15 protein-coding genes are annotated in these 17,250 nt (G+C 59.0%); 7 read left to right on the plus strand and 8 right to left on the minus strand.

Annotated features, from left to right (window positions below; all coding sequences use genetic code 11):
• Positions 1–17 precede the first annotated feature (17 nt).
• Positions 18–2,465 carry an acyl-CoA dehydrogenase gene (locus tag AFK24_RS20395; RefSeq protein ID WP_065834943.1) on the minus strand — a complete coding sequence of 816 codons (2,448 nt, stop codon included), beginning with the start codon at positions 2,463–2,465 and terminating at the stop codon, positions 18–20.
• A gap of 272 nt (positions 2,466–2,737) precedes the next feature.
• Between AFK24_RS20395 and AFK24_RS20400 the strand changes: the two genes are divergently transcribed.
• The 5 genes from AFK24_RS20400 to arfB all read left to right on the plus strand — a co-directional run bounded on the left by AFK24_RS20400 (position 2,738) and on the right by arfB (position 7,476).
• Complete coding sequence (locus AFK24_RS20400) at positions 2,738–3,361, plus strand: glutathione S-transferase family protein (RefSeq protein ID WP_065834944.1); 624 nt, start codon at positions 2,738–2,740, stop codon at positions 3,359–3,361.
• 133 nt (positions 3,362–3,494) lie between these two features.
• Positions 3,495–4,427, plus strand: a complete 933-nt coding sequence (locus AFK24_RS20405; RefSeq protein WP_065834945.1) for an ABC transporter ATP-binding protein — start codon at positions 3,495–3,497, stop codon at positions 4,425–4,427.
• Positions 4,424–5,215, plus strand: a complete 792-nt coding sequence (locus AFK24_RS20410) for an ABC transporter permease (RefSeq protein WP_065834946.1) — start codon at positions 4,424–4,426, stop codon at positions 5,213–5,215. Before AFK24_RS20405 ends, AFK24_RS20410 begins: the two co-directional genes overlap by 4 nt.
• Before the next feature lie 327 nt (positions 5,216–5,542).
• The gene (locus AFK24_RS20415; protein ID WP_065834947.1) at positions 5,543–6,952 is read left to right on the plus strand and encodes an amino acid permease; all 1,410 of its coding nucleotides are present in this window, start codon (positions 5,543–5,545) and stop codon (positions 6,950–6,952) included.
• Between the two features lie 110 nt (positions 6,953–7,062).
• Positions 7,063–7,476: an alternative ribosome rescue aminoacyl-tRNA hydrolase ArfB gene (gene arfB / locus AFK24_RS20420; RefSeq protein WP_020290549.1), complete on the plus strand. Its 414-nt coding sequence runs from the start codon at positions 7,063–7,065 to the stop codon at positions 7,474–7,476.
• Here arfB and AFK24_RS20425 read toward each other — a convergent pair whose 3' ends face one another.
• The 6 genes from AFK24_RS20425 to phhA all read right to left on the minus strand — a co-directional run bounded on the left by AFK24_RS20425 (position 7,477) and on the right by phhA (position 12,125).
• Positions 7,477–8,679, minus strand: coding sequence for an MFS transporter (locus AFK24_RS20425; protein ID WP_065834948.1), 1,203 nt, complete (start codon positions 8,677–8,679; stop codon positions 7,477–7,479).
• Positions 8,680–8,918: 239 nt separating this feature from the next.
• Positions 8,919–9,098 carry a hypothetical protein gene (locus tag AFK24_RS20430; protein WP_065834949.1) on the minus strand — a complete coding sequence of 60 codons (180 nt, stop codon included), beginning with the start codon at positions 9,096–9,098 and terminating at the stop codon, positions 8,919–8,921.
• A gap of 85 nt (positions 9,099–9,183) precedes the next feature.
• The gene (locus AFK24_RS31240) at positions 9,184–9,327 is read right to left on the minus strand and encodes a hypothetical protein (protein WP_170826372.1); all 144 of its coding nucleotides are present in this window, start codon (positions 9,325–9,327) and stop codon (positions 9,184–9,186) included.
• A gap of 353 nt (positions 9,328–9,680) precedes the next feature.
• Positions 9,681–10,877: an amino acid aminotransferase gene (locus tag AFK24_RS20435; RefSeq protein WP_065834950.1), complete on the minus strand. Its 1,197-nt coding sequence runs from the start codon at positions 10,875–10,877 to the stop codon at positions 9,681–9,683.
• On the minus strand, positions 10,877–11,233 hold the full coding sequence (locus AFK24_RS20440) for a 4a-hydroxytetrahydrobiopterin dehydratase (protein ID WP_065834951.1): 357 nt from the start codon (positions 11,231–11,233) through the stop codon (positions 10,877–10,879). The genes AFK24_RS20435 and AFK24_RS20440 overlap by 1 nt, the downstream gene beginning before the upstream one ends.
• Positions 11,234–11,246: 13 nt before the next feature.
• Positions 11,247–12,125, minus strand: a complete 879-nt coding sequence (gene phhA / locus AFK24_RS20445) for a phenylalanine 4-monooxygenase (RefSeq protein WP_276204998.1) — start codon at positions 12,123–12,125, stop codon at positions 11,247–11,249.
• Positions 12,126–12,453: 328 nt separating this feature from the next.
• Between phhA and AFK24_RS20450 the strand changes: the two genes are divergently transcribed.
• Positions 12,454–14,013: a sigma-54-dependent transcriptional regulator gene (locus AFK24_RS20450; protein WP_065834953.1), complete on the plus strand. Its 1,560-nt coding sequence runs from the start codon at positions 12,454–12,456 to the stop codon at positions 14,011–14,013.
• A 175-nt stretch (positions 14,014–14,188) separates the two neighbouring features.
• Here the strand turns inward: AFK24_RS20450 and AFK24_RS20455 are convergent, their stop codons facing one another.
• Positions 14,189–14,455, minus strand: a complete 267-nt coding sequence (locus AFK24_RS20455; protein WP_065834954.1) for a DUF2790 domain-containing protein — start codon at positions 14,453–14,455, stop codon at positions 14,189–14,191.
• Positions 14,456–14,864: 409 nt separating this feature from the next.
• Between AFK24_RS20455 and acs the strand changes: the two genes are divergently transcribed.
• Positions 14,865–16,820, plus strand: a complete 1,956-nt coding sequence (gene acs / locus AFK24_RS20460; protein ID WP_065834955.1) for an acetate--CoA ligase — start codon at positions 14,865–14,867, stop codon at positions 16,818–16,820.
• Positions 16,821–17,250 lie beyond the last annotated feature (430 nt).

Consider the following 17,250-nt stretch of genomic DNA (forward strand, 5'->3'; position numbering starts at 1 on the left):
CTGACAAGATCTATCGATTAACGGATCTTGCCCTCGGTCAGGGTCAGCTCTTCCTTGGCAAAATCATCCACGTCGATCACCTTGCGGCGTGCGGCTTCGGCTGCGCGCAGGTCTTCGGCCTCCAGCGGCTGCAACACGCCGGCATGCAGCGCCGCATCGATGATGTGCTCGCCAGCGGCCGGTTGCAGCTGACCGCCTTTTACCGCGACGTGCAGCTTTTTATGCAGCGGCGCAGTGGCGTTCAGCAGGTCGCTGGCGTGTTGCAACGCGCCGACTGCATCGTCGGGACCTTGCGGGCGATAGCAGCCAGCCAGCAGTTCTTCCAGGGTTGGATCGCCTTTGGCGCGGCCCAGAACAGCGGCGACTTCGGCGTCCAGCAGATCCGACGGCCCTTTGTGGCGACGGCCGAACGGGAAGGTCACCACGCGCAATACCGTGCCCAATACGCGACTCGGGAAGTTCGTGAGCAACTCGTCCAGCGCACGCTCTGACTCGCCGAGCGCCTCTTCCATGGCCCAACGGAAAAGCGGCTGCACGTGTTGCGGGTAATCCAGATCGTGATAACGCTTGAGTGCCGCTGAAGCCAGATACAAATGGCTCAACACATCGCCAAGGCGCGCCGACAGGCGCTCCCGACGTTTCAGCTCGCCGCCCAGCAGCATCATGCTCAGGTCCGCCAGCATGGCGAATGCCGCTGCTTGACGATTCAGCGCCCGGAAGTAACCCTGGCTCAAACTATCGCCCGGCGCGGCGTCGAATCGACCGAAGCCCAGGTTGAGAATGAAGGTGCTCGCTGCATTGCTCACCGCGAAACCGATGTGCTTGAGCAGCAGCGTGTCGAACTCGGCCAATGCCTGGTCATGATCTTCACGGCCAGCCAGGGCCATTTCCTTCAGTACGAACGGATGGCAGCGAATCGCGCCCTGGCCGAAGATCATCAGGTTGCGCGACAGGATATTCGCGCCTTCAACCGTGATGAAGATCGGCGCACCCTGCCAGTTGCGGCCCAGATAGTTGTTCGGGCCCATGATGATGCCCTTGCCGCCATGCACGTCCATGGCGTGTGTGATGCATTCGCGGCCGCGTTCGGTGAGGTGATACTTGAGGATCGCCGACAATACCGAAGGTTTCTCGCCCAGATCCACCGCATTGGCGGTGAGCATGCGGGCGCTGTCCATCAGCCACGCGTTGCCGCCGATCCGCGCCAGGGATTCCTGAATCCCTTCGAATGCCGACAGCGGCACGTTGAATTGCTCGCGAACCTGCGCGTATTGCCCGGTCACCAGGCTGGTGAACTTGGCCGCGCCGGTACCTACGGCGGGCAGCGAGATGGAACGGCCTACGGACAGGCAGTTCATCAGCATCATCCAGCCCTTGCCGAGCATTTCCTGGCCGCCGATCAGGTAATCCAGCGGGATGAATACATCCTTGCCGGAGTTGGGGCCATTCATGAAGGCTGCGCCCAATGGCAGGTGACGGCGGCCGATTTCCACGCCCGGAGTGTCCGTCGGGATCAACGCCAGGGTGATGCCGATGTCTTCCTCGTCGCCCAGCAAATGCTCCGGGTCGAAGGCCTTGAATGCCAGGCCGAGCAGAGTAGCCACCGGGCCGAGGGTGATGTAGCGCTTTTCCCAGTTCAGGCGCAGACCAATGACTTCTTCGCCTTGCCACTGACCTTTGCAGATGATCCCGGTGTCGGGCATGGCACCGGCATCGGAGCCGGCAAGCGGGCCTGTGAGGGCGAAACACGGAATGTCATCGCCCCGCGCCAGACGCGGCAGGTAATGGTTGCGTTGCTCGTCGGTGCCGTAATGCAGCAGCAGTTCGGCCGGCCCCAGAGAGTTGGGGACCATGACAGTCGAAGCCAGGTCGCCGCTGCGGGTCGCCAGTTTCATCGCCACTTGTGAGTGCGCGTAAGCCGAGAAGCCTTTGCCGCCGAATTCCTTGGGGATGATCAGGGCAAAGAAGCCGTGTTCCTTGATATGCGCCCAGGCACGCGGCGGCAGATCCATGGCCTGACCGATTTCCCAGTCAGTGACCATGCCGCACAGCTCTTCGGTCGGACCGTCGATGAACGCCTGTTCTTCCTCGGTCAGCTGGACCTTTGGATAGGCCAGCAGCTGATCCCAGTCCGGGCGACCGCTGAACAGCTCGCCGTCCCACCAGACGGTGCCCGCATCGATGGCATCGCGTTCGGTCTGGGACATCGGCGGCAGGGTTTTCTTGAACCAGGAGAACATCGGCGCGGTGAAGTGCTTGCGACGCAGGTCCGGTAGCGCCAGCGGCAAGGCCACGGCCAGCAACAGGATCCAGAAAATCGCCAGCAACCAGCCCGGCGCATGGCTGAAAATCCCCATCGCCAGCAGGAACACGGCAACCGCGCCCAGGGCGGGCATCGGTGCTACACGCCGGTGAGCCAGCCAGGCCACTCCGACAACCAGCGCAACAATCCACAACAACAGCATAAGTAATCCTCCGTGATGACAGCAGCAAGGAACCACTATCAATAGCCGGGTCGTGTTCCGTCAAGCGAACAACCCGGCGAGCATCGATAGTGACCCTTGGCGGGCGGGGGAGTTCGGTGGGTGATCAAGCGGGGTGGGAGCGAGCTTGCTCGCGAAAGCGATGTTAGAGGCGCAATAAATCTTCGGATGAACCTGCGTCTTCGCGAGCAAGCTCGCTCCCACCGGGTAAACTGCTGCCACTTGTTGGAGTCTCGGTTTACAGAGGATTACCTATGTTGAAAATCTGGGGTAGAAAAAACTCGTCCAACGTGCGCAAGGCGCTGTGGATCGCCGAAGAACTCGGCCTGCAATACGAAACAGTCGATGCCGGCGGCGCATTCGGCCTGGTAGACGGTGAAGAATACCGGGCGAAAAACCCCAATGGTCGCGTGCCGATGATCGAAGATGGTGACTTCGTGCTCTGGGAGTCCAATGCCATCGTGCGCTACCTGGCGGCGCAATACGCCCCGGACTCGGCGCTGTATCCAGCCGATCCTCAGGCGCGGGCAGCGGCCGACAAATGGATGGACTGGACCACCTCGACCTTGGCCGACCCGTTTCGGCATGTGTTCTGGGGCGTATTGCGCACTCCGGCGGAACAGCAGGACTGGGTGCAGATCAACGGCGCGATCAAGACCGTGCAAGGTTTGCTGGTCGTGGTGGACGAAGCGCTGGCGAGCCAGCCTTATCTGTCCGGTGATGAATTCGGCATGGGCGACATTCCCCTCGGCTGCTTTATCTATGCCTGGTTCGAAATGCCGATTGAACGTCCGGCGATGCATCATCTCCAAGCCTGGTACGAGCGTCTGAAAGCCCGGCCGGCTTATCAATCGGCAGTGATGACCGCGTTGACCTGATAAGTATTATCAATATATGTCGCTGTACTTGAATGGCATAGCCAAGCACCATTGCCGGGCTGTGCCGCGGTTGTAATCAGCGGCATCCGCCCTCATCTATTCTTTCCTTTCCTTCATTGGTGCGTTTTCCGATATGAGTTCCGCTCTGTCCATCCGGCAGCTAACCAAAACCTACGGCAACGGTTTCCAGGCCCTGAGTGGTATCGATCTGGACGTCGCTGAAGGTGACTTCTTCGCCTTGCTCGGCCCCAACGGTGCCGGCAAATCCACCACCATCGGCATCATCTCGACCCTGGTCAACAAGACCAGCGGAACGGTAAATATCTTTGGTCATGACCTGGACCGCGAGCCTGCGGCGCTCAAGCGCTGCATTGGCGTGGTGCCCCAGGAGTTCAACTTCAACCAGTTCGAAAAAGCCTTCGACATCGTCGTGACCCAGGCCGGCTACTACGGCATCCCGCTGAAGATCGCCAAGGAGCGCGCCGAGCGTTACCTGACGCAGCTGGGCTTGTGGGACAAGCGCGATGTGCCTTCGCGTTCGCTGTCCGGCGGCATGAAGCGGCGGCTGATGATTGCTCGTGCGCTGATTCACGAACCACGTTTGCTGATCCTCGACGAGCCGACGGCGGGGGTGGATATCGAGCTGCGTCGTTCGATGTGGGGTTTCCTCACCGAGCTGAACGAGCAGGGCACGACGATCATCCTCACCACGCACTATCTGGAAGAGGCCGAGCAGCTGTGCCGCAACATCGGCATCATCGACCACGGCGTGATTGTCGAGAACACCGGCATGAAGCAGCTGCTCAACAAGATGACTGTTGAAACTTTCCTGCTGGATCTGAAGGATTCGCATCAAAGCGCGCCGCAGCTGATTGGCTATCCAAACAAGCTGCTCGACAGCCATACCCTGGAAGTCCAGGTCGATAAGAATATCGGCATCACTGCGCTGTTCGGCCAACTCGCCGCGCAGCACATTGAAGTGCTGAGCCTGCGCAATAAAACCAATCGCCTCGAGGAGCTGTTCGTGTCCCTGGTGGAAAAAAATCTGGCGAAGGTGGCGGTATGAGCAACGAAACCACCTCCGAGCTGCGCCCCAACCTGATTGCCCTGAACACCATCGTCTATCGCGAAGTACGTCGTTTCATGCGTATCTGGCCGCAAACCCTGCTGCCGCCAGCGATCACCATGGTTCTGTACTTCGTGATCTTCGGCAACCTGATCGGTCGGCAGATCGGCGACATGGGCGGCTTCACGTACATGCAGTACATCGTGCCGGGCCTGATCATGATGTCGGTGATCACCAACTCCTACGGCAACGTGGTGTCGAGCTTCTTCGGCGCCAAGTTCCAGCGTTCGGTCGAAGAGCTGATGGTGTCGCCGGTTTCGCCGCACACCATCCTTGTCGGTTATGTACTGGGCGGCGTGCTGCGTGGCCTGATGGTCGGCGTCATCGTGACCATGCTCTCGATGTTTTTCACCGACCTGCAAGTGCACCACTTGGGTATCACGGTGATCGTCGTGGTGCTGACGGCGACGATCTTCTCGCTGCTGGGCTTCATCAATGCGGTGTTCGCGCGCAACTTTGATGACATCTCGATCATTCCGACCTTCGTGCTGACGCCGCTGACCTATCTGGGTGGAGTGTTCTACTCGATCAATCTGCTGCCGCCGTTCTGGCAGACCGTGTCCATGGCCAACCCGGTCCTGCACATGGTCAACGCCTTCCGCTTCGGCATCCTCGGCGTGTCCGACATCCGCATCAGCATCGCCTTGGCGTTCATGGTCATCGCGACCATCGTCCTGTATGTGGGCTGCGCGCGGCTGCTGGTCAGTGGGCGCGGGATGCGGCAGTAGTTTCAGCAACGCATAGAACCCGTTGGAGCGACCGGGGTGGCGCTCCACCTTGCCCGCGATGAGGCCAATACATTCACTAGTTTCCTGAAACCGGTAAATGGCCTTCGCGGGCAAGCCTCGCTCCAACGATCCAAAATGAGACCGTCTTGCGCTGCCCCCCAACCCCCTCCAACGGTGTACAATTCCCCGCGTTTTTTCTGTGGCTTGCTGACGTCTTCGCGCATCCAACTCGTTCAGGGCTATCCGCCTTGTGCACTTCATTCCTCGGCGCCATAAGCGCTGCGGGTTCGATTCCGTCACAGACAAAAACAACCAGGTGACTATCCAATGAGTGAACACCTCTCGTCCTCCGGCGAGCTGAAACGCGGGCTGAAAAACCGCCACATCCAACTGATCGCCCTGGGCGGCGCCATCGGCACGGGCTTGTTCCTGGGCTCGGCAGGCGTGCTCAAGTCGGCGGGTCCGTCGATGATTCTCGGTTATGCCATCTGCGGTTTCATTGCCTTCATGATCATGCGCCAGCTCGGCGAGATGATCGTCGAAGAGCCGGTCGCAGGCTCCTTCAGCCACTTCGCGCACAAATACTGGGGCGGCTTTGCCGGGTTCCTGTCCGGCTGGAACTGCTGGATCCTGTACATCCTGGTGGGCATGTCCGAGCTGACAGCCGTGGGCAAGTACATCCACTACTGGTGGCCGGAAATTCCGAGCTGGGCGTCAGCGGCGGTGTTCTTCCTGATGATCAACGCGGTCAATCTGGCCAACGTCAAAGTCTTCGGTGAAGCCGAATTCTGGTTCGCCATCATTAAGGTCGTGGCGATCCTGGGCATGATCGCCCTGGGCAGCTATCTGCTGGTCAGCGGGAATGGCGGGCCACAGGCATCGGTCAGCAACCTCTGGGAACACGGCGGGTTCTTCCCCAATGGTGTCATGGGCCTGGTGATGGCTCTGGCGATCATCATGTTCTCCTTCGGTGGCCTGGAAATGCTTGGCTTCACCGCAGCCGAAGCCGATCAGCCGCGCACCGTGATCCCCAAGGCGATCAATCAGGTGATCTACCGGATCCTGATTTTCTACATTGGCGCGTTGGTGGTGCTGCTTTCGCTGACACCTTGGGACAGCCTGCTGGCCAGCCTCAATGCTTCGGGTGACGAATACAGCGGCAGCCCGTTCGTGCAGGTGTTCTCGATGCTGGGCAGCGACACCGCGGCGCACATCCTCAACTTTGTGGTGCTGACGGCGGCATTGTCGGTCTACAACAGTGGCACGTACTGCAATAGCCGCATGTTGTTAGGCATGGCCGAGCAGGGCGATGCGCCGCGTTCACTGGCGCAGGTCGACAAGCGTGGCGTGCCGGTGCGGGCGATTTTCGTCTCGGCGCTGGTGACGTTTGTCGCGGTGCTGCTCAACTACCTGATTCCGCACAGTGCCCTTGAGCTGCTGATGTCGCTGGTGGTGGCCACATTGGTCATCAACTGGGCGATGATCAGCTATTCGCACCTCAAGTTTCGCCAGCACATGATCCGCACCCAGCAAGTGCCGCTGTTCAAGGCCTTGTGGTATCCGTACGGCAACTACGTGTGCCTGGCGTTCGTGGTGTTCATTCTCGGCATCATGTTGATGATTCCGGGTATTCAGATCTCGGTGTATGCGATTCCGGTCTGGCTGCTGCTGATGTGGGTTTGCTACCGCATCAAGAGCAAGCGCAGCGCGGCGGCTGCGTTGCATCAGGCTGGCTGAGTTCGTCGGCTGTCAATAAACCCGGTCTGCAGTGCTCAAAGGCTGCGACCGGGTTTTTTATGGGTGCAACGGTTATCCTGACAGCCCAAGATCGACTGTAGCCTTGACCCATGCTGGTGATTTCCAACAACGTGCATCTGCCGGATGCCGAAATCGAGTTGACTGCGATTCGCGCCCAAGGCGCGGGCGGGCAGAACGTCAACAAGGTTTCCAGCGCGATGCACTTGCGCTTCGACATCAACGCTTCGTCCTTGCCTCCGTTCTATAAGGAACGGCTGCTGGCCCTGCGTGATAGCCGTATCACCAGCGATGGCGTGCTGATCATCAAGGCCCAGCAATATCGCACTCAGGAACAGAATCGTGCGGATGCCCTGGAGCGTCTGGTCGAGCTGATCGTAAGCGCCACCAAAGTGGAAAAGAAACGCCGTCCGACCAAACCGACGCTGGGCTCGAAGAAGCGTCGGCTGGAGGGCAAGACCAAGCGCGGCTCGATCAAGGCGGGGCGCGGCAAGGTCGACTTCTAATCAGGCCCGCTGTTCGCGCATCGCTTTGGCTTGCTTGTACAGATAAATGCTCAGACCCAGGCCGCTGAGCGAGGCGATGGCAGCGAAGAGGAAAATCGACGAGAAGCCGAAGCCTCCCGCGATTGCGCCCGCTACCGGGCCGGTAATCCCCAGCGACAGATCGATGAACAGCGAATAGGCACCCACCGCTGCGCCACGGCTGGACGCCGGGACAAGGTTTACCGCTTCGACGCCCAGTGCCGGGAACACCAGAGAAAAGCCGAAGCCGGTCAACGCCGCACCGGCCAGGGCCAGTTCAGGCGACGGCGCCAACCACAGCAACAGCAAGCCGAGGCTTTCGACTGAAAGGCAGGCAATCGCCACCCGAAAACCGCCCAGGCGATTGATCAAGTTGCCAAACAGCAGCCGCGCCGCGATAAAGCAGGCGCCGAACAGGCTCAGGCACAGTACGGCGTTCGGCCAGCTGTGGCTGGCGTAATACAGGGTGATAAAGGTGGCGATGGTGCCGAAACCGATTGAACCCAGCGCCAGGCCCATGCCGTGGGGAAAGACTCGACCCAGCACATGGAGGAACGGCAGGCGCTCGCCATGCACGATGGGTGCTGGCTCTTTCTTCCAGGCCAGCGTCAGGCCCAATCCAGCCAGCAACATGATGCTCACGCCCATGCTCCACAGGCCCAATTCACCGACCATCAGCACACCCAGCGGCGCACCAATGGCCAGTGCGCCGTAGCTGGCGATGCCGTTCCAGGAAATCACCTTGGCGGTGTTCTTCGCACCGACGCGGCCGATGCCCCAGCCAATCGAACCTGAGCCCACCAGACTTTCCGCGCTGCCCAGCACCACTCGACCGATAAACAAACAGACCAGACTCGCCACCGGCCAGCCTTGCAGCCAGCTCGACAGCAGCATCAGTACGCCACTCAGTCCGCAACCGGCCAAGCCGAACAGCACCGCTTTCTTACTGCCCAGGTTATCGATGATGCGGCTGGAATATGGGCGACTCAGCAGGGTTGCCAGATACTGCACGCTGATGACCAACCCGGCTACGACAGCGCCGAAACCCAGATCGGTGTGGACATAACCGGGCAGCACCGCCAGCGGTATGCCGATGTTCAGGTAACCAATGAATGTGAATAGAACGATGGAGACGACCTGCAGCGTGACGGCCATAGGGCGTTGTGGGTATTGGGTCTCTGGCATGGATAAGCGGTCCGGGTTACGACGGAGAGGGCAGAAGCTTAGCAGGCTAATCAAGTGCGCCATGATAGCGGCGTATGAGGGGTTACCGGGAGAGGTGAAGCTAAATACTGGATGAAAATGTCGGAGCAGAGCCGTGTAGGAGCCAGCTTGCTTGCGAAGGCTATGGGTCAACGCTGGAAACAAGGTTGGATGAACTGGCTTTTTCGCGAGCAAGCTCGCTCTCACTCATCCGCTTGCAGTTATTCTTTGGCGGGCGCTACCAATTGCGTGGTCACCAACGCGGCCAGGGCTTTTTCCTGGCTGCCGAAGCGTTCGAGCAAGGCCTGTTTCTTTTCAGGGCTCAAGCGCGACCAGACGTTGATCATCTTCTCGGCGGTGCCGATCAAGGTGTTGGCTTGGGTTTCGGTAAATTCGGTCATGGGAGGCGTCTACTTGTTCTAGGCATTTTCAGGCGTATGGAAACTCAGAAAGACTGGTTTTCGATACGCCTGAAAAAAATCGCCTTCAGTCTTCGCTGGAGGCTGGCTGGCAGTCTTCAACCTGCGTGCTGCTGGCTTTCATCTCGACCACTTGACCGAGTTCCAGCTGCGCCAATGTTGACTGCTCGGGTTCACTCTGGCTCGGGGGGAAGTTTGGGATTTCATGCATCGTCGTCGCTCCTTCGCAAGATTTTTTCTAGTTGCTGGATAGAACCGTGCTTCTAAAAAAGCTTGGGCAGGATACAGCACGCCAAATGACAAACAGACTTTTATCGATACCGTTGGTCATGTACGGAAACAAAAAGCGGGTTTCACTGTCCGGGAGCAGCACGCTGTTTTTGGAAGATACATCGCGATGTCGCCGACACCGTGCTGGCTCGCAGCAAGAGAGAACCCGGTAGGAGGGGACTCGTCCCCGAAAGCGTCAGCTCAGGCGAAGCCGAATGTTCGGATTATCTCGTCGTCCGGGCAGCAGCAATTGGGGACAAGTCCCCTCCTACCGGTTTTGTATTATTTGCCCGATCAATCCTTGCAAACCGCCGCAATCGCCAGCGCCAACTGATCCAACCGCGCCGCATCGATGCCGGCGACGTTGGCGCGGCCGGCGTTGACCATGTACACGCTGTGCTCGTGACGCAGGCGAGCCACCTGATCGTTGTTCAGTCCTGTGTAGGAAAACATCCCGCGTTGAGTCGCGATGTGCGCGAAGCGTTCGCCCAGGCCCAGTGGCGTCAACGCCTCCACCAACCCGCTACGCAGTTGCGCGATGCGCTGGCGCATTTCCTCGACTTCATCGGCCCACAGACTTTTCAGCTCGGGATTGCCGAGGATTTCCGCGACCACGGCAGCGCCATGATCCGGTGGGCTGGACCACAGATTGCGGGCGATCGACGACAACTGGCTGCGCACGTCCTGGGATTTTTCCGGGTCACCGGCCACCACGAGCAAGGCGCCGGTGCGGTCACGATACAGGCCGAAGTTTTTCGAGCAGGAACTGGTGATCAACAGCTCTGGCAGTTCGGCCGCCAGCAGCCGCACGCCCCAGGCGTCCTCTTCCAGGCCATCGCCGAAGCCCTGATAGGCGAAGTCGATCAGCGGCAGCAGGTTACGGCTGCGAACGATGTCCAGCACTCGACGCCAGTCGTCATGGGACAGGTCGAAACCGGTCGGGTTATGGCAGCACGCATGCAACAGCACCACATCACCAGTCGGCACGCTGTTCAGCGTTTCCAGCATGGCCTCGACGTTCAGGCGATTGTCGCTGCCCACGTAAGGGTAATGACTGACCTTCAGTCCGGCCTTGGCGAAGATGGTTTCGTGGATTGGCCAGGTCGGTGCACTGAGCCAGATGCCGCGCCCTGGTAGGCATTCCGCGATGAAATCACCGGCCAGGCGCAACGCCCCGGTGCCGCCCGGCGTCTGGGTGGCACTCACGCGTTTTTCAGTCAGCAGCGGCGAGCCTGCCCCCAGCACCAGTTCGCTGATCAAGCGGCCGAAGCGAGGTTCGCCATGGCCGCCGATATAGGTCTTGGTCATTTGCACATCAACCAGACGCTGCTCGGCCAGCTTCACCGCGCGAGGAATAGTGGTCAAACCCATGGCGTCCTTATAGACGCCAACGCCCAGGTCGAACTTTTCGGGATTGGTGTCGGCGGCGTACGCGTCAATCAGGCCCAGAATCGGATCGCCCGGTACTCGCTGGATATCGGTGAAATGCATTACTTGCGGCCCTCGGCGCCTTTGGCCACCTCGTCGGTGCGGGCAGCCATGATGAAATCGTTACGGTGCAGCCCTTTGATCGAATGGCTCCACCAGGTGACGGTCACCTTGCCCCATTCAGTCAACAGACCGGGGTGGTGACCTTCAGCTTCGGCAATTTCGCCGACCGCGTTGGTAAATGCCAGCGCAAATTTGAAATTCTTGAACAAGAAGACCTTTTCCAGCTGCATTACGCTGTCGCGAACCTCGATGTTCCAGTCCGGGATCTGTTTGATCAGCTCGGGCAATTCGGTATCGCTGACTTGTGGCGCGTCGGCGCGGCAGGCTTCGCAGTGGGCTTGGTTGAGGGTAGTCATGGTGAATTCCTGTTCAGGCCGCGTAGGGCTTGGATGAAGAGTTTGATGAATGATTGGCCGGGTTTTTCGGCGCGAAGGTCGGCGCGTGCAGGCCCAGCTGCATGCCTTGATTGACCATGCCCATGATGTCTTCGTGGGCCAGATCGAACAGCCGCTTGAGGTCGGGCAGGACAAAATACAGCGGCTGCAAAATATCGATACGGTAGGGCGTGCGCATCGCGTCCAGCGGATCGAACACTTTATGCACAGGCTCGGAGGACAAGCTATACACCGCTTCTTTGGGCGATGAAAGGATGCCGCCGCCGTAGATCCGCCGACCTTCGGGTGTATCCACCAAGCCGAACTCGATGGTCATCCAGTACAAGCGCGCCAGATAGACGCGCTGTTCCTTGGTCGCGCTCAACCCGAGCTTGCCGTAGGTGTGGGTGAATTCCGCAAACCAGGGGTTGGTCAGCAGCGGGCAATGGCCGAATATTTCGTGAAAGATATCCGGCTCTTGCAAGTAGTCCAGTTCCTCTTCGCTGCGTATAAACGTAGCGACAGGAAAGCGCTTGCTGGCCAATAACTCAAAAAAAGTCTGGAAGGGGATCAGCGCCGGAACGCGGGCGACTTGCCAGCCAGTCGTGGCGGCTAACACGGTATTGATTTCGCCTAGCTGCGGAATTCGATCATGCGGCAGCGCCAGTTGCTCGATGCCATCCAGGTACTCCTGGCAGGCGCGGCCTTCGATCACTTTCATCTGGCGGGTGATCAAGGTATTCCACACCGCATGCTCGGCGGCCGGATATTCAATGAATCCGATCTCATCGGGCTCGCGTGCCACGTAACGCGTCTGGCTCATGCTGCTCTCCTGGGTTCTGTTTTTCGATTTGTGTCGAACGCCTGAGGCTATGAATACCTTTTTCTGGGGTTTTGGTAAGCGGATCGCCAGGCACTATCGCTAGGTTTTCGCTTCGAATCGTAACGAATGCTTTACGATAATGAATGGCTCTCGGGATTGTCGTGGCGCAGCTAGGTAAAAATCGCCTGCACTGTCACGTATTCTTGACGATAATATTCTCGATACGATAAAAATTTTTAGCGGCGCGTTCCAACTGTGGGAGCGAACTTGTTCGCGAAGAGGCCGGTACAGGTGATAGATATTTAGCAGCCTTCGCGAGCAAGCTCGCTCCCACCAGATTCGCTCCAGCAGCCTTCTTGCACCACAGGATCAATCCGCCATGCGCATCAAAGTCCACTGTCTTAATCGCATCGGCATGACCCGCGATATCCTCGATCTTCTGGTCAACTACGGCGTCAACGTGGCCCGAGGCGAAGTGGGCGGCGAGCAGGGTGATGCGATCTATCTGTTTTGCCCCAACCTGATCAACATGCAGTTCCAGGCCTTGCGCCCGAAATTCGAAGCAATCCCCGGCGTTTTTGGCGTAAAGCGCGTTGGACTTATGCCCAGTGAACGTCGGCATATGGAGTTGAACGCGCTGTTGGGTGCCCTGGAGTTTCCGGTGATGTCCATCGACATGGGTGGCTCCATCGTTGCCGCCAATCGGGCTGCCGCGCAGTTGCTCGGGGTCAGGGTCGATGAAGTGCCCGGCATTCCGCTGTCGCGTTACGCCGAAGACTTCGACCTGCCGGAACTGGTGCGGGCCAACAAGTCGCGAATCAATGGCCTGCGGGTCAAGGTGCGCGGCGATGTGTTCCTCGCCGATATCGCGCCGTTGCAATCCCAGCATGACGACAGCGAAGCCATGGCTGGAGCGGTGTTGACCTTGCATCGCGCCGATCTGGTGGGCGAGCGCATCTATCAAGTGCGCAAGCAGGAATTGCGCGGCTTCGACAGCATCTTTCAGAGTTCCAAAGTCATGGCGGCCGTGGTGCGTGAAGCCCGACGCATGGCGCCGCTGGACGCGCCGTTATTGATCGAGGGCGAAACCGGCACCGGCAAGGAGCTGCTGGCTCGCGCGTGTCACCTGGCCAGCCCGCGCGGACAGTCGCCGTTGATGGCAATGAATTGTGCGGGCTTGTCGGAGTCCATGGCCGAGACGGAATTATTCGGCTACGGGCCGGGCGCGTTCGACGGCGCGCGAGTCGAAGGCAAGCTGGGGCTGCTGGAGTTGACGGCGGGCGGCACGTTGTTTCTCGATGGCGTGGGCGAACTGAGTGCGCGGATGCAGGCCAAACTGTTGCGATTCCTCCAGGACGGCTGCTTTCGTCGGGTGGGCAGCGATGAAGAGGTTTATCTGGACGTGCGGGTCATCTGCTCGACCCAGAGCGATCTGTCCGAACTGTGCGCCAGGGGAGAGTTTCGCCAGGATCTTTACCACCGCCTCAACGTGCTGACACTGCATATCCCGCCGTTGCGCGAATGCCTGGATGGATTGGGGCCGCTGGTTGAACACTTCCTTGATCAAGCCAGCCGGCAGATCGGCTGCGCACTGCCGCGAATCGCCCCGGCCGCTATGGAGCGCCTGACCCACTACCACTGGCCGGGCAATATCCGTCAGTTGGAGAACGTGCTGTTTCAGGCGGTTTCGTTGTGCGAAGGCGGCACGGTCAAGGCTGAACACGTCCGATTGCCAGAATATGGCGTGCGCGAACCGTTGCGGGAGTTTTCCCTGGACGGCGGGCTGGAAGAAATAGTCGGACGCTTTGAGAAAGCTGTATTGCAACGCCTTTATCCGGAATATTCCAGCAGTCGACAATTAGGCAAACGGTTGGGCGTTTCGCATACGACGATCGCCAATAAGTTGCGCGATTATGGATTGAGTGCGGAGAAGAAATAAGTTTGAAGTAAGACTTAAGGTGTTGCGAAGGATTAAGCGTCCAAGAACTTTATATTTATAAATAAAGTTCAATGTTCGAGGTCAGGCAAGCGCGGATTGCAATAGCTGCGCAAACGAGGCCACGTCTCCAGGGATTGCTCCGGGAGACGTTGGCATCAAGCGTGTGCGCGATGGATCAACCGTTGCTGCAGCCGTTGCCCATTACCTGATAAGCCATGACATGCTGCTTGCCTTGGGAATCCAGGTAGGTCATGCGCATCGGCACTACGGCGCAGACGTTTGGAATGTCGCTGACGGAAACCACTTTGGCGATGTCCAGGTGGCTGCCATAAGTGTATTGCTCGGCGCGGGCTTGTTGTACAGCAACTTTTGCACCTGACTCTTCAGCCATGGCAACTGCGCTGAAACCACAAAGGGCCAGAACCAGCAGTGAAGCTTTCATTACGTATTACCTTCTTTAGTTCGAAAGGGGTCACATAACCCTTGTGAGGTTATGTGTGAATCGAGTGTCGGTAGCGTTGATTAACAAGCCGTGTGGGGGCTGTCAGTTGTTAATCGGTTTGCCGTGTTGGCGAGATTGATTCTATGCCTCTGTTAGTGGTTTATATAGGAAGGGTTTTGATAAACACTATTGAGCAAATCCGTAACAATCCGTTTCACTGCTGCTCAAACCCCGGCGTCACTCGTTCTTTAGTCTTGCTTCGTTCGGCGTACTGCGCCGTGATACGGCACGTGCAGGCCGATTGTGGTGTAGGGTTGCAAAGCGGTAAGACCATCGTCGAATGGTCCCGGGACCGACAGCCGGTTACAACGGACACATAAAACAACAACTATCCACCGAGGTAACCAAGATGAGTGCAGCTTCCCTGTACCCCGTCCGCCCAGAAGTTGCAGCGACAACGCTGACCGATGAGGCGACCTACAAGGCCATGTATCAGCAGTCAGTGGTCAATCCCGATGGCTTCTGGCGTGAGCAGGCCAAGCGCCTCGACTGGATCAAGCCTTTCACCTCGGTCAAGCAGACCTCCTTCGACGATCACCGGGTCGATATCAAATGGTTCGCTGATGGCACGCTGAACGTTGCCTACAACTGCCTGGACCGTCACCTGGAAGAACGCGGCGACTCCATCGCCATCATCTGGGAAGGCGATGATCCTTCCGAGAGCCGCAACATCACTTATCGCGAACTGCATACGGAAGTCTGCAAATTCGCCAACGCCTTGCGCGGCCAGGATGTGCATCGCGGCGACGTGGTGACTATCTATATGCCGATGATCCCCGAGGCTGTGGTCGCCATGCTGGCGTGCGCCCGGATCGGAGCCATTCACTCCGTGGTATTCGGCGGCTTTTCGCCTGAAGCGCTGGCCGGACGCATCATCGATTGCCAGTCCAAAGTGGTGATTACCGCCGACGAAGGCCTGCGTGGCGGCAAGAAAACCGCCATGAAAGCCAACGTCGACCGTGCGTTGACCAACCCTGAAACCGCCAGCGTGCAGAAAGTCATTGTCTGCAAACGCACCGGCGGCGAGATCGAATGGAACCGCCATCGCGACATCTGGTACCACTCGCTGCTGGAAGTGGCATCGGCCACCTGCGCACCGAAAGAAATGGGCGCCGAAGAGTCGTTGTTCATCCTTTATACCTCCGGCTCCACGGGCAAACCCAAGGGCGTGCTGCACACCACTGCGGGTTATCTGGTCTACGCCGCGCTGACTCACGAGCGGGTGTTCGACTACCGTCCGGGCGAAGTTTACTGGTGCACCGCTGACGTGGGCTGGGTGACCGGTCACAGCTACATCGTCTACGGCCCGCTGGCCAACGGCGCAACCACGCTGCTGTTCGAAGGTGTACCGAACTACCCGGACATCACCCGGGTGTCGAAAATCGTCGACAAGCACAAGGTCAACATCCTCTACACCGCCCCGACCGCCATTCGCGCCATGATGGCCGAAGGCACCAAGGCCGTGGATGGCGCTGACGGTTCGAGCCTGCGCCTGTTGGGTTCGGTGGGTGAGCCAATCAACCCCGAGGCGTGGAACTGGTACTACAACACCGTCGGCAAGAAGAACTGCCCGATTGTCGATACCTGGTGGCAGACCGAAACCGGCGGCATCCTGATCAGCCCGCTGCCAGGCGCTACCGCCTTGAAGCCCGGCTCGGCGACGCGCCCTTTCTTTGGCGTGATTCCAGCCTTGGTGGATAACCTGGGTAACCTGATCGAAGGCGCGGCCGAAGGCAATCTGGTCATCCTCGATTCCTGGCCAGGCCAGTCGCGCACGCTGTATGGCGATCACGACCGTTTCGTCGACACTTATTTCAAGACCTTCCGTGGCATGTACTTCACCGGTGACGGTGCACGTCGTGACGAAGATGGCTACTACTGGATCACCGGTCGCGTGGACGACGTGCTCAACGTGTCCGGCCACCGTATGGGCACTGCCGAAATCGAAAGCGCCATGGTTGCCCACCCGAAAGTCGCCGAAGCTGCCGTGGTCGGTGTGCCTCACGATTTGAAAGGGCAGGGCATCTACGTGTACGTCACGCTCAATGGCGGCGAAGTGCCGGATGAGGCGCTGCGTCTTGAGTTGCGTAATTGGGTGCGCAAGGAAATCGGTCCGATTGCTTCGCCGGATGTCATCCAGTGGGCGCCGGGTCTGCCGAAAACCCGCTCCGGGAAAATCATGCGCCGTATCCTGCGCAAGATTGCCACCGGCGAATACGATACCTTGGGTGATATCTCGACCTTGGCCGATCCGAGTGTCGTGCAGCATTTGATCGAAACGCACAAGACCATGACCGCCGCCTGATAAAGGCAGCCCAAAAACCCCGCCCGGTGCAAGCCTGGCGGGGTTTTTTATGTGATCCGTTATTGCGTGTGAAGCGCGATCCCTGTGGGAGCGAACTTGTATGTTGCCAGCGCGCTTCGAATCGGGTTGCGCCAACAGCATTTGCGGTGCGGCTGAATCTGGTTTCGCCCTGACGGTCGACCCCTTTGTTTCGGCAAAGGGGGAAACCATTCTGTGCTGACGTCCGGCCCCCGCTTCGCGGCGCTTCCTTCGCTCCGGCGTCGGGGTGAGGCGACGCGCCGACGGGCCATCCCTGGCCCAACGGCGCTCGCTCGGCATCCATGCCGAGCGCACCTCACCCCGACACCTGCGCTCAGCCTCCCGATGCACGTTTGGCGGTGTCTGCCAGATCGCGGCGCGGAAAAGCGAACATCAAAAGCCGGGCTGGCCA

It is taken from the genome of Pseudomonas syringae (assembly GCF_001698815.1).
Lineage (GTDB): Bacteria > Pseudomonadota > Gammaproteobacteria > Pseudomonadales > Pseudomonadaceae > Aquipseudomonas > Aquipseudomonas syringae_A.

Bases quoted from the DNA above. Each gene is read 5' to 3' on its own strand.
- AFK24_RS20455 (WP_065834954.1), bottom strand. From the start codon at position 14,455: ATGAAAGCTTCACTGCTGGTTCTGGCCCTTTGTGGTTTCAGCGCAGTT.
- AFK24_RS20410 (WP_065834946.1), top strand. From the start codon at position 4,424: ATGAGCAACGAAACCACCTCCGAGCTGCGCCCCAACCTGATTGCCCTG.
- AFK24_RS20405 (WP_065834945.1), top strand. From the start codon at position 3,495: ATGAGTTCCGCTCTGTCCATCCGGCAGCTAACCAAAACCTACGGCAAC.
- AFK24_RS20395 (WP_065834943.1), bottom strand. From the start codon at position 2,465: ATGCTGTTGTTGTGGATTGTTGCGCTGGTTGTCGGAGTGGCCTGGCTG.
- AFK24_RS20400 (WP_065834944.1), top strand. From the start codon at position 2,738: ATGTTGAAAATCTGGGGTAGAAAAAACTCGTCCAACGTGCGCAAGGCG.
- AFK24_RS20440 (WP_065834951.1), bottom strand. From the start codon at position 11,233: ATGACTACCCTCAACCAAGCCCACTGCGAAGCCTGCCGCGCCGACGCG.
- arfB (WP_020290549.1), top strand. From the start codon at position 7,063: ATGCTGGTGATTTCCAACAACGTGCATCTGCCGGATGCCGAAATCGAG.
- AFK24_RS20430 (WP_065834949.1), bottom strand. From the start codon at position 9,098: ATGACCGAATTTACCGAAACCCAAGCCAACACCTTGATCGGCACCGCC.
- AFK24_RS20425 (WP_065834948.1), bottom strand. From the start codon at position 8,679: ATGCCAGAGACCCAATACCCACAACGCCCTATGGCCGTCACGCTGCAG.
- AFK24_RS31240 (WP_170826372.1), bottom strand. From the start codon at position 9,327: ATGCATGAAATCCCAAACTTCCCCCCGAGCCAGAGTGAACCCGAGCAG.
- acs (WP_065834955.1), top strand. From the start codon at position 14,865: ATGAGTGCAGCTTCCCTGTACCCCGTCCGCCCAGAAGTTGCAGCGACA.
- AFK24_RS20415 (WP_065834947.1), top strand. From the start codon at position 5,543: ATGAGTGAACACCTCTCGTCCTCCGGCGAGCTGAAACGCGGGCTGAAA.
- AFK24_RS20435 (WP_065834950.1), bottom strand. From the start codon at position 10,877: ATGCATTTCACCGATATCCAGCGAGTACCGGGCGATCCGATTCTGGGC.
- AFK24_RS20450 (WP_065834953.1), top strand. From the start codon at position 12,454: ATGCGCATCAAAGTCCACTGTCTTAATCGCATCGGCATGACCCGCGAT.